7 protein-coding genes are annotated in these 12,409 nt (G+C 72.5%); 3 read left to right on the top strand and 4 right to left on the bottom strand.

Features of this window, described 5'->3' with window-relative positions:
• Positions 1-80: 80 nt before the first annotated feature.
• Positions 81-647, bottom strand: coding sequence for a MarR family winged helix-turn-helix transcriptional regulator (locus OHS57_RS20730; RefSeq protein WP_041986761.1), 567 nt, complete (start codon positions 645-647; stop codon positions 81-83).
• Between the two features lie 133 nt (positions 648-780).
• Between OHS57_RS20730 and OHS57_RS20725 the strand changes: the two genes are divergently transcribed.
• Complete coding sequence (locus OHS57_RS20725) at positions 781-2,094, top strand: MFS transporter (RefSeq protein ID WP_041986764.1); 1,314 nt, start codon at positions 781-783, stop codon at positions 2,092-2,094.
• Positions 2,095-2,123: 29 nt separating this feature from the next.
• Here OHS57_RS20725 and OHS57_RS20720 read toward each other — a convergent pair whose 3' ends face one another.
• Positions 2,124-3,779, bottom strand: a complete 1,656-nt coding sequence (locus OHS57_RS20720; RefSeq protein ID WP_078863499.1) for an ATP-binding SpoIIE family protein phosphatase — start codon at positions 3,777-3,779, stop codon at positions 2,124-2,126.
• A 189-nt stretch (positions 3,780-3,968) separates the two neighbouring features.
• Positions 3,969-5,342, bottom strand: coding sequence for an NAD(P)/FAD-dependent oxidoreductase (locus OHS57_RS20715; RefSeq protein ID WP_041986769.1), 1,374 nt, complete (start codon positions 5,340-5,342; stop codon positions 3,969-3,971).
• 343 nt (positions 5,343-5,685) lie between these two features.
• Between OHS57_RS20715 and OHS57_RS20710 the strand changes: the two genes are divergently transcribed.
• Together OHS57_RS20710 and OHS57_RS20705 are read left to right on the top strand one after the other, a co-directional pair.
• Positions 5,686-6,432, top strand: coding sequence for a TetR/AcrR family transcriptional regulator (locus OHS57_RS20710; RefSeq protein WP_328582960.1), 747 nt, complete (start codon positions 5,686-5,688; stop codon positions 6,430-6,432).
• Positions 6,433-6,780: 348 nt separating this feature from the next.
• Positions 6,781-9,054 (top strand): sigma-70 family RNA polymerase sigma factor, encoded by a 2,274-nt coding sequence (locus OHS57_RS20705; RefSeq protein ID WP_328582959.1) that lies wholly within the window; start codon positions 6,781-6,783, stop codon positions 9,052-9,054.
• On the opposite strand, the gene OHS57_RS20700 is transcribed toward OHS57_RS20705, so the two are convergent.
• Positions 9,041-12,361: a BTAD domain-containing putative transcriptional regulator gene (locus OHS57_RS20700; protein ID WP_328582958.1), complete on the bottom strand. Its 3,321-nt coding sequence runs from the start codon at positions 12,359-12,361 to the stop codon at positions 9,041-9,043. The two genes, OHS57_RS20705 and OHS57_RS20700, sit on opposite strands and share 14 nt — an antisense overlap.
• Between the last annotated feature and the right edge of the window lie 48 nt (positions 12,362-12,409).

The raw sequence follows: 12,409 nt of genomic DNA, 5'->3' as shown, positions 1-12,409 counted from the left end.
GGCTCCGTGACAACTCGAAGAACCTTACGGATCGGTCCCGGACGTGTCAAGTCGGTTCCAGGTGGGTACTGCGACCCCGCCTAGTCCAGGTCCGTCAGTCTGCCGCCGGCGTCCGGCTGGGCGTGTTCCACCCTGCGGAGCAAGCGGATCAGCATCTCCCCCAGGACTCCGCGCTCCTCGCCCGACAGGTCCTGGAGCAGCTCCTCCTCGAACTCGGACGCCATCCGCATCGCCGCCAGCCACTTCGTGCGGCCCTCGTCCGTCAGCTCCACGATCACGCGCACCCGGTTGTGCTCGTCGCGGTCGCGGGTGACCAGGCCTTCGCTCGCCATGCGGTCGATGCGGTGGGTCATGGCGGCCGGAGTGAGGCCGAGTCGTCTGGCGAGTTCACCCGGGCCCAGCCGGTAGGGGGCGCCGGCGACCACGAGGGTCTTCAGGACTTCCCACTCGGCGTTGCTGATGCCCAGGTCGGCGACCTGGCGGCCGTACGCGACGCTCATGCGCCGATTGAGCCGGCCGAGGGCCGAGACGACCTTTTCGACCTGGGGGTCGAGGTCGCGGAACTCTCGCTGGTAGGCCGCGATCTGCTCGTCGAGGCTCGGCTCACTGAGTCCCGTCGGGCCTGCCGGGTCGGGGGTTTCGGACATCCCGACAGTGTCCCACGGGCTCTCCCTGGCCTTGAAGTCCTTCGAGGTGTATTGTTCAAATGCTAACTTTAGCTTCGAAGTCTTCATGGTCGAGTACTTCACGATTCAAGGGTAGGTGAGTGTGACAAGGCTGATGGGCGCGGACATGCGCCGGATCCAGGCAGGGAACGTGCTCAGCGCGTTCGGGCTCGGGTTCACCGTTCCGTACCTCTATGTGTATGTGGCCCAGGTCCGTGACCTGGGGGCGAGTACGGCGGGTGTCGTGCTCGCCGTCTTCGCGATGGCCGCGCTCGTGGTGCTGCCGTTCACCGGGCGGGTGATCGACCGGCGCGGTCCGCTGCCCGTGCTGATGGGCGGTGCCGTGCTGGCATCGGCCGGGGCGCTCGGCATGGGGTTCGCCGGGAGTGTGCCGGCGGCCGTCCTGTCCGCCGCCGTGCTGGGGGCCGGGACCGCCGTGATGCAGCCGGCGCTGGCCACGATGATCGTCTGGGGGACGACGCCTTCGACGCGCACCCGGATGTTCGCCATGCAGTTCTTCCTGCAGAACCTGGGTCTGGGCATCGGCGGGCTGGTCGGCGGACAGATCGTCGACGAGAGCCGGCCGGGGAGCTTCACGCTGCTGTTCTCCGTCGAGGCCGTGATGTTCCTCGTCATGGTGGGGCTCGCCGCCACCGTACGGCTGCCGCGACCGCCGTCGGTGGTCGTCGGTGATCTCGCCGGGGCCGCCGGGACGCGGGCCAGGAGCGGGCTGCGGGCGCTGCTGGGGCACCGGGCGATGGTGCAGCTGCTGGTCCTCGGCTTTGTGGTGTTCTTCGCCTGCTACGGACAGTTCGAGTCCGGTCTTGCCGCGTACGGGACGGAGGCCGCGGGCATCGATCCTTCGGTGCTCGGGATCGCGCTGGCCGCCAACACGGCGGTGATCGTGGTCGCGCAGTTCGTCGTCCTGCGGGTGGTGGAACGGCGTCGGCGGACCCGGGTGATCGCCGCTGTCGGGCTCGTCTGGACCGTCGCGTGGATCGTGGCCGGGTTCGCCGGGCTCGGGAGTGTCGGTCCCGCGTTCGCGACCGTGGCGTTCGTGTCCACGTACGCGCTGTTCGGGCTCGGCGAGTCGATGCTGGCGCCGACCGTCGCGCCGCTGGTGGCCGACCTGGCGCCCGCGTCGCGTGTCGGGCAGTACAACTCGGCGTTCGCGCTGGTCAAGCAGCTGGCGCTGGCGCTCGGGCCGGCCGTGGGCGGGCCGATGGGGGCCGCGCTGCACGGGCCGTACATCGTGACGTTCGTACTGTTCTCGCTGGGCATCACCGTGCTGGCGCTGCGGCTGGGCAGGCAGCTCACCGCCGTTCAGGACCAGCCGTCGCTCGCTTCGACGTCACGCGTCGTCGTCCAGCATGTGCCCGAGCACGCACCGGAGCCGGTGCGGGAACCCGCCCGGGAGAGCGTGCACTGACACGCCTCCCGCGGGGCCGCCCTGCCGGGTCACTTCGGCAGGGCGAATTCGCACCAGACCGCCTTGCCGCCGCCCGGTGTGCGGCGTGATCCCCAGGACGAGGCGATCGTCGCGACGATCGAGATGCCGCGCCCTGCCTCGTCGATCGGTTCGGCGCGGCGGCGGCGCGGCAGGTGGTCGTCGCCGTCGGTGACCTCGATGATCAGCCGGCGGTCCGTGCGGCGCAGCCGCAGGCGCATCGGGGGTGTGCCGTGCTGCAGGGAGTTCGCGACGAGTTCGCTGGTGGCGAGGACCCCGAGGTCGCGCAGTTCGACGGGGAACCGCCAGGAGGCGAGGACGCCCGAAGCGAAGGCGCGGGCGCGTGGCGCCGCCTCGATGCCGCCGAGCAGGTCGAGCGCCGCGTTGTGGAACAGCTCGGCGTCGGGGCCCGAGCGCTCGGGGTGCTGGAGGACGAGTACGGCGACGTCGTCGTCGTGTTCGGCGGTGACACCGAGGGCGCGGATCAGCCGGTCGCAGACGACCTGGGGTGTTCCCTTGGCGCCGGACAGCGCGCGCTCCAGTGAGCCGACGCCTTCGTCGATGTCCTCGCCGCGCCGTTCGACCAGGCCGTCCGTGTAGAGGACGGCGGTGGAGCCGGGCGGCAGGGCGATGCTGCCCGAGGTGTGCTGCCAGCCGCCGGCGCCGAGCGGCGGGCCCGTGGGGTCGGCGGCGCGTTCGACGGTGCCGTCGGCCGCGCGCACCAGGATCGGCAGATGGCCGGCGGAGGCGTAGACGAGTACGCCCTCGTTGGGGTCGTGCACGGCGTAGACGCAGGTCGCGATCTGGCTGACGCCGATCTCGGCGACGAGTACGTCGAGCAGCTGGAGGATTTCGTGCGGCGGCATGTCGAGGCGGGCGTAGGCGCGGACCGCGGTGCGCAGCTGGCCCATGACGGCGGCCGCGCGTACGCCTCGGCCCATGACGTCGCCGATGACGAGGGCGGTGCGTCCGGCGCCGAGGGTGATCACGTCGTACCAGTCGCCGCCGACCGCGGCGTCCAGCCCGCCGGGCTGGTAGGTGGCGGCGACGCGCAGGTCGTCGGGCTGTTCCAGTTCCTGCGGCAGGAGTGAGCGCTGGAGGGTGACGGCGGTTTCGCGGAGCCGGCGTTCGCCCGCGCGCAGCCGTTCGGCGGCTTCCGCGTGGTCGGTGACGTCCGCCGCGTAGATGAGCACGCCGCCTTCGCCGGAGCCCTGGGCGTCCACGGGTGTGCAGGTGACGGTGAAGGAGTTGTCGCCGCGTCGGGTGTTGCTCGGGGACAGGGTCCTGGCCTTGCGGGACTTGACGGTGCGTGGCTTTCCGCTGCGCAGCACCTGGTCGAGGAGGGGGAACAGGCCCAGTTCGGCGAGTTCGGGGCAGCTCTCGGCGGCGGGGGTGCCGAGTTCGCGGGCGCCGAAGGCCGTGGTGTAGGGCTCGTTGAGGTACGCGACGCGGTGCTCGGTGCCGTGGACGAGCGCGACCAGGGCGGGGAGTTCTTCCAGGATCTGCCGTACGGACAGGTCTTCGAGCGCGGGCACTTGCGGTGCGTCGGCGGACTCGGGGGGCTGGTCGTACTCACCACGGGCCGCCGGCACGGATCCGTGCTCCGTCCGTGCGGCGGCGCGGCGCTGTGTTCCGGGGAGCCGGGCGCTCCAACGCGTGAAGTTCACGGATTTTTGGGCCTCATGGTGTCGTGGTGCTGTTCGTCTTGCCGGGCGGGTCGGGCCTGGCGGGTCGTCGGGGCCTGCTGCCGAGCCGGCCGGATCACTCTGTGCAGATGTGAACCCACCTATGGTCACACGTCCGGACGGGCGAGGGCACTGGCGAGGACGCGGAGGGCCTTCGGATCGTTGCCGTTGCTACTTCTTTTCGGGGTGTTCGCCTCCTGCGGCGACTTCGAATTCGGCGCGGGGGTGCTCCAGGGAGCCGAGCGAGACGATCTCGCGTTTGAAGAGACCGGAGAGTGTCCACTCGGCGAGGACCCTGGCCTTGCGGTTGAAGGTGGGGACCCGGCTGAGGTGGTACGTACGGTGCATCAGCCAGGCGGGGTAGCCCTTGACCTTACGACCGTAGACATGCGCCACGCCTTTGTGGAGGCCGAGGGACGCGACGGAGCCCGCGTAGGCGTGACGGTAGTCCTGGAGGGGCGCGCCGCGCAGCGAAGCGAGGATGTTGCCCGCGAGTACCTTGGCCTGCCGCACGGCGTGCTGGGCGTTGGGGGCGCATCGGCTGCCGGGTTCGTCCGAGGTCAGGTCGGGTACGGCGGCGGCGTCGCCGGCTGCCCAGGCGTTGTCGACGCCTTCGACGGCGAGGGTGGTCGTACAGGCCAGCCGGCCGCGTTCGTCGCGGGGGAGGTCGCTCGCGGCGAGGACGGGGTGGGGTTTGACGCCCGCCGTCCATACGAGGGTGCGAGTGGGGAAGCGGGTGCCGTCGCTGAGGACGGCGACGCGGTCCTCGCAGGAGTTGAGCCGGGTTTCGAGGCGTACGTCGATGTTGCGGGCGCGCAGTTCCCGTACGGCGTAGCTGCCCATCTCGTCGCCGACTTCGGGCAGTATCCGGCCTGTTGCCTCGACGAGGATCCACTTCAGGTCGTCGGCCTTGATGTTGTGGTAGTACCGCGTGGCGTACCGGGCCATGTCTTCGAGTTCGGCGAGTGCTTCGACGCCGGCGAAGCCCCCGCCGACGAAGACGAAGGTCAGGGCGGCGTCGCGGACGGCGGGGTCGCGAGTGGACGAGGCGATGTCCATCTGTTCGATGACGTGGTTGCGCAGGGCGATGGCTTCTTCGACGGTCTTGAAGCCGATGCCGTGTTCGGCGAGGCCGGGGACCGGCAGGGTGCGGGAGACCGAGCCGGGCGCCAGGACGAGCTGGTCGTAGGCCAGTTCGTAGCTGCCGGTGCCTTCTTCGTCGGATGCGGGGGTGCGCAGGGTGACGGTGCGTTTGGCGTGGTCGACCGCGGTGGCCTCGCCGACGACGATCTTGCATTTGTCCAGCAGCCGCCGTAGCGGGACCACGACATGGCGTGGCGAGATGTTGCCGGCCGCCGCTTCGGGGAGGAATGGCTGATAGGTCATATATGGGTCGGGCGACAGTACGGTGATCTCCGCTTCGCCGCTCTTCAGTTTCCGTTGGAGGCGCAGCGCTGTGTACATGCCGACGTAGCCGCCGCCGACCACGAGAATGCGCGTGGCGGGCGTCGACGCGGGGGTCGCCCGGGGAGAGATCTCAGCCATCACTACCCCATGACGCATCCCGACACGGTGTTTGTCCACAGCCCCGACAAATTGTGTGACCGGAGCCCGGTCGGGCGCCCACCCGGGCAAATGCTCATGTTTTACGGGATGTTCGCAGGTCAGGATGGGTGTGCGGGGGTGCGGTCCCGGGGTGAATCAGACGCCTTCCGGTCCTTGCTCCGATCGGGGGGCGCACCATACGGAACTCCCCCCTTCTGAATTGCCGTGGGCTCAACTATGTTCGTAGTCATCGGAGCGTTTGGCTCGTGACTGGGCCTTCAGCGTGCTCCGATGTCAATACGGGGCGTCTCCGGGGGGAGACATCATTACCGGGGGAACACATATGCACATTCAGGATTCGACATGGCAGCCTGCTGTCGTCTCTGACGACGACGTACGGGTGGGCGGTTCCGGGGTCGGGCGGTCAGCTCCGCTCCGGGTGGACGCACAGCGCAATCTGGAGCATGTACTGCGCGCGGCGCGCGAGGTGTTCGGCGAGCTGGGGTACGGGGCGCCGATGGAGGACGTGGCCCGGCGGGCGAGAGTCGGCGTGGGCACGGTCTACCGGCGCTTTCCCAGCAAGGACGTACTGGTCCGGCGGATAGCCGAGGAGGAGACGTCCCGGCTGACCGACCAGGCGCGTTCCGCCCTCGGGCAGGAGGAGGAGCCGTGGTCGGCCCTCTCGCGTTTCCTGCGTACGTCGGTGGCGTCGGGTGCCGGACGGCTGCTGCCTCCGCAGGTGTTGCGGGCGGGGGTGGACGTGGACGACGAGCCGGTGATCAGGGAGTTGCCCGCCGAGCCCCGGGTGCCGCAGCAGCGGCAGAGCCAGCAGGATCTGCGGGTGCTCGCGCGGCATCTCGCGGTGGAGGGGATCGACGACCCGGGGGCGATCGAGCTGCTGGACGTCGTGGGTCAGCTGGTGGAACGGGCCAGGGAGGCCGGGGAGTTGCGCGGCGACGTGACGGTCGCCGATGTCCTGCTGGTGATCGCGACGGCGGCGCCGGCGCTGCCCGACGCGGCGCAGCAGGCGGCGGCTTCGGCGCGGCTGCTGGAGATCCTGCTGGAGGGGCTGCGCCCGCGGGCCGCCTAGGCCGCCGGATGTGACAGGTGCTGCCCCCGCATCGAACTGGCGTGCAATCGCGCGCTGTTGGATCTTTCCCGAACGGGTGAAGTTGCGGGTGCGGACCGGTGGGCGGGCCACCGTGCGGTGGTACGGCGTCCCGGCCACGGGCCTTCGGCGGCTTCGAATGCAAGGTGTCGGGGCGTTCGCAGGATGGTTTCCTGTGGGCGCCCCGGCCCTGCCGCAGACGGAGTGGTGCGCCGGGCCGTAAACGTCCCCGGACGGGTGGTTGCCGGGAATCCGGCCGGGACGGGGCTGCCCGCTGTGGCACGCTGGCCCGGTGTTTGGGTCTGAGCGGTGCGGACGGGGGCTTCCGCGATGAGCGGTGACGGACGGGACGAGCCGCTCGGTGGCGGCGGTGCCGGTGGCGCCGACGGCGGGACGGAACCCGGTGAGCCACCGTCGCGGCAGGTGCCGAGCCAGGGCGGCCCCAAGGGGTCAGCCGGGCTGACAGGTCCGACGAGTGTGCCCGGAATGAGCGGGCCCACGACGGGTGGCCCTGTCCGCTTCGGCCACTCGGCGGCGCCGGGAGCCGAGGAGCCGGGCTCTGTCGTACCGAACCCGGCCGCCGGGCCTGACGACAGCATCGTGCCCGATGCGGACAGCAGTGTGCCGCAGCAGCGCGAGGGGCGCTGGACGGGACCCGAAGGCATCCTCGGCGGCGGGCAGTTCGCGGACCGGCAGTATCCGGACGGGCAGCACCCGGACGGCCAGGATCCGGACGGGCAGCTGACCGGCGAAGCCCAGGCCGACGGCATGGCCGCCGAGGACGACGTACCGACGCTCGAACTGAACGTCGCGGGTGCCGGGGACGCGGCCGGCGCGGCGGGCTCCGCCGGTGAGTTGCCGCCTGCGGACGCCGATCTCATCCAGCGCATGCGCGGTGGCGACGACAGCGCGTACGAGGAGCTGTTCCGCCGGCACTCGGAGGCGGTCCGCCGCTACGCCCGCACTTGCTGCCGTGACGCGCACACCGCCGACGACCTGACCGCCGAGGTGTTCGCCCGTACGCTCCAGGCGGTGCGCGGCGGCGCCGGGCCCGAGCAGGCGGTGCGGGCCTATCTGCTGACGACCGTACGACGCGTCGCCGCCTCCTGGACGAAGTCGGCGAAGCGCGAGCAACTGGTCGAGGACTTCGCGGTGTTCGCCGCGCAGGCGGTCGCCTCCTCCGGTATCTCCGACGACGACACCCTGGAACTGGGCGCCGACGTACGGGCGATGCACGAGGCGGAGCAGTCCCTCGCCATGCAGGCGTTCCGCAGCCTGCCCGAGCGGTGGCAGGCCGTGCTCTGGCACACCACCGTCGAGGAGGAGTCGCCGAGTCAGGTCGCGCCGCTCTTCGGACTGACCGCCAACGCCACCGCCGTACTGGCGGGCCGGGCGCGCGAAGGCCTCAAGCAGGCCTATCTCCAGGCCCATGTGAGCGCGTCGCTCACCGCTGGTGGCGACTGCGCGCGCTACGCCGACCGGCTCGGCGCGTACTCACGCGGCGGCCTGCGGATGCGGGCCGAGCGCGGGCTGCGCAAGCATCTGGCGGAGTGCGCCAAGTGCCGTCTCGCGGCAGGCGAGTTGGCGCACGTCAACTCCGGCATCCCGAACGTGATTCTGATCGCCGTGATCGGCTGGTCCGCCGCCGGTTACTCGCTCAAGGCCGTCGGGCTGGTGGCGGGTGGCGCGGCGGGTGCGGCCGGGGCCGGCGCCGCCGCGGCGACGGGCGGCGCTGCGGGCGGGGCGTCCGGGGCCGCCGGTGGCGCCGCCGGTGGCGCGGCGGCCGAAGGGGTCGGCGCCCCGGTGAAGGTGGGCATCGCGGGCCTGGTGGTGGTCGCAGCCGCCGGTGTGGTGTGGGCGCTGACCGCCGGTGGCGGCGAGCACGCGCCGGACCGGCCCGACGCGAAGCCGCCGGTCGCCCAGCAGGTCGTACCGCAGCTCCCGCCGAAGCCCGATCCGCCCAGGAGCAAGCCCCCTGCGGCGCCCGAGCCGGCGGCCAAGCCCCCCGCTCCTGAGCCGTCCGCCAAGCCCAAGCCGAAACCGAAGCCGCCGCCGAAGAAAGCGCCGCCGCCCGCGCCCAAGCCGTCGGTGCGTACGACACCGCCCGTGCCCCACGCCCCGGCCCCGCCCGCGCCGAAGCCGCCGGCACCGAAGCCGCCGCCGCCCGCACCCGCCGACTTCCAGGTGAACCAGCTCTCGTACGGCGTCATCGGGGACGGCACGAAGCCCGAAGTCCGGCTGGGCAGCAGCGGCTGGCTCTGGCAGCGTACGAATGTGTCCGTGGGCGGTGTCCACTACGCGCACGGCGTGAGCATGCACGCCGGCACGTCGGTCACGATCGACCTCAACCGCAGCTGTTCGTCGTACGAGGCGATGGTCGGGGTGGACGACATGACGCTGGGCCTCGGCTCCGTACGGTTCGCCGTCTACGGCGACGGGGGCCGGCTGTGGCGCTCCCCCGTGATGCGCGGCGGCCAGCGGGCCGCGCCCGTGTCCGTGGGGATCGCCGGGCAGAAGTCGATCCGGCTGGTCGTCGAGCCGGACTCGCCGTTCAGCTCGGTGGCCGTCGCCGACTGGGCCGAGTCACGGATCAGCTGCCGCTGACCGACGCACCGGAGGAACGGTCGGCCGGCGCTTCGAGCAGCTCCGCGATCTGCTCGAAGGTGAGTCCGCCGCCCGCCGCGCGCTCCGCGGCGAACCGGGCGGGGCCGAGTTCCGCGCGTGCCTCGGCCTCGACCTGCTCGGCCGCTCTCTTTTCCGGTGCGGACCGGGGCACGTCGCCGGCCTGCTCCTCGACGGCGGCCAGCACCCGCACGGCGTCGGCCGGCCGGCCGGCGAGCAGCAGCACGGGCGCCGACATCTCCGCCCAAGAGCCGACGATGCCGGTCGCGAGGCCGCTTCCCATCGCCCGCCGCAGCACCGCCGCCAGCGATCTGACGGCGGCGGCGGGTCCCGCCGCCTCATGGGCCGAGATCCGGGCCTGCACGCCGTCGAGCACGAGCTGGAACTGCGGCGGCGGTGTGCCGCGCTCCGCCGCCCGGTACGCGCCGTCCAGCGCCTCCCTGGCACGTGCGTACTCGCTCCGGTCCAGGGCGATCACGGCGCGCATGACGAGGACGAAGGCGCGCGTGTCCTGGACGTCGTGCCGCTCCGCCTCCGCCCATGCCTCGTCGAGGCCCCGCGCGGCGGTGGCCGTGTCCCCGGCGCGGAAGGCGAGTTCGGCCAGCCGGGCCAGCAGGAACGGCGCTTCGGCGTGCGCGCCGACCTCACGGGCGAAGCGCAGGGCCTGCCGGTAGGACTCCTCGGCCGCGTCGTACTGGCCGCGCGCCATCGCCGCCTCGGCGACGGCGCTCGCCACCTGCGCCCGTACCCAGCGGTCGCCGACCCGGCCGGTGAGCTGGTGCAGCTCGGCAAGGCCCTCGTCCACGTCCGCCATGCCGCCCGGCGCGTCGACCAGGACGTGCGTACGGCCCATCAGCAGGACGGCGACCTCCCAGTCGCCCCCGTACACCCGGCAGTTGGCGAGGGACGCGTCCATCTGGGTCCGCATGTCCATGGTTTCGTCGTGGAAGTGGCCGACTATCCCCCAGAGCAGGCCGGGGAACCGGGCGCCCTGCGGACCCGGCTTGCTGAACGCTTCGGTGACGCGGCGGACGTGCCCGTCGAAGGACGGGTCGGCGCGCACCTTGTCCGTCCCGTCACTCTCCACCACGAGGAGGAGCCGCATCATCAGCAGATGCATACGGGGCCAGTAACGGGGGTCGTCGGGGTCCGTCGTGTCGGGTCCCAGCTTCAGGGCGCGCTCCACCCAGGCAAGGCCCTCGGGGCGGTAGTTGCGCAGCCACCAGAACCAGCCGACGGCGAAGATGATGCGCAGCGCGGTGTCCTCGTCGCCGGTGACGGTGACCGTGCGGTGCAGGGCGGCGCGGATGTTGTCGAGGTCCGCCTCCAGCCGCCGTATCCAGGGCAGTTGCTCCCCGGACCGCAGCAGGGGCTCGGCCTCCTCGGCGAGTCCGGTGAAGTAGGCGGTGTGCAGGCGCTCGGCGGCGGCGCGTACGGCGGGGGTCTCGGCCGCGCGCTCCACGGCGTACTCGTGGATGGTCTCCAGGAGGCGGTAGCGCATCTCGCCGCCGGGGCCGCCGGCCGGGGCGTCGGCGGGGGCGGCGACGACGAGGGACTTGTCGACGAGGGCGCCGAGCAGGCCCGGCACGTCGACGGTGGATGCGGCGGTGACGCTCCCGGGGGCTGCTGCGACAGCTGCTGATACGGCTCCTGGGGCGGCTTCCGCGTCGGCGGATCCGCACACGCTCTCCGCCGCGGTCAGGTCCCAGCCGCCCGCGAAGACGGAGACCTGGCGCAGCACCGTACGCTCCCGCTCGTCCAGCAGGTCCCAGGACCAGTCGACGACGGCCCGCAGGGTCTGCTGGCGCGGGAGTACGGTCCTGCTGCCGCTGGTCAGCAGCCGGAAGCGGTCGTCGAGGCGGTCGGCGATCTGGCGCGGGGTGAGCAATCGCAGCCGGGCGGCGGCCAGTTCGATCGCCAGCGGCAGCCCGTCGAGACGGCGGCAGATCTCGGCGACGGCGGCGGGGTCGTCCGCCGGGTCGAACTCGGGGCGCACCGCGCGCGCACGCTCGGCGAACAGCTGGTGCGCGGTGTCGCGCGGCAGCGGCTCCACGGGGCGTACGGCTTCGCCGGGGACCCCGAGCGGTTCCCTGCTGGTCGCCAGCACGCGCAGCCCCGGGCAGCGGGTGAGCAGTGTCTCGGCGAGGGCGGCGGCGGCGCCGATCACATGCTCGCAGTTGTCGAGGATCAGCAGCATGGGGCGGCGGGCGAGGTGGTCGACGAGCCGGGCCGTCGGATTGTCCTGCGCCGACGTCCGGTCGTCGCGGGTGGACAGATGCGTCTCGCGCAGGCCGAGCGCGCTCAGTACGGCGCCGGGGAGCGCGGACTCGTGGTCCAGCGGGGCCAGTTCGACCAGCCAGGCGTCCGGCGGGGCCGACTCCTCCGCGAGCCGGGTCTTGCCCGAGCCGCCGGGGCCTGTGAGCGTCACGAGACGGGAGCGGTCCAGGTCGGCGCGGATGACGGCGAGTTCGCGTTCGCGGCCGACGAAGGAGGTCAGCCGGGGGCGGATGTTGCCTGCGGGCGCGGCGGGCGCGACGGGACCTGTGGCTCCGCCGGGCGGCGGGCCGGGGCCGGTGGCGGTCAACAACTGCCCTTGCAGCGCGACCAGTTCGGGGCCGGGGTCGACGCCGAGCCCGTCGGCCAGGGTGCGGCGCGTCCGCTCGTAGGCGGCGAGGGCGTCGGCCTGGCGGCCCTGCGCCCGCAGCGCCCGGATGAGCAGCGCGTGGAACGGCTCGTCGTACGGACGGGTCGCCGTCAGCTCCTTCAGCTCGGGTACGAGGCTGTGCGTGACCCCGCAGCGCAGATCGGCCTCGATGCGGTGCTGGAGCGCGGCGAGCCGCTGCGCCTCGGGCCGTACGCCGTGGTCGCCGCCGGGCAGATCGACGAGCGCGGTCCCGCGCCACAGGGCCAGCGCCTCGCGCAGGGTGCGGGCGGCGGCCCGGGGATCGTCCGCTTCGAGCTGCGCGGCGCCCTCGCGGGCCAGCTTCTCGAAGACGTACAGGTCGACGTCGTCGGGCCCGGCGGCGAGCCGGTAGCCGCCGGGGTCCGAATCGACGGCCTCTTTACCCAGGACGCGACGCAGCCGCCCGACGAGCGCCTGGAGCGCGGCCCCCGCGTCGTACGGCGGGTCGGCGCCCCACACCCCGTCGACCAGTTCCCCGACGGGCACGGGCCGCCCGGGCCGCAGCGCGAGCACGGCAAGCAGAGCCCGCAGCCGCGCCCCGCCGAGCGGCAGCACGCCGCCCGTCGCGTCCCGCGCCTCGGTGACCCCCAGGATGAAATACCGCACGGCCCCATTGTCACCTCAGGGTCTGACAACGGCCTGTGGTTTCTCCGG

The organism is Streptomyces sp. NBC_00370 (genome assembly GCF_036084755.1).
GTDB lineage: Bacteria > Actinomycetota > Actinomycetes > Streptomycetales > Streptomycetaceae > Streptomyces.
Note: the sequence above shows the minus strand (reverse complement) of the source record. Positions and strands in the feature narration are given on the sequence as shown.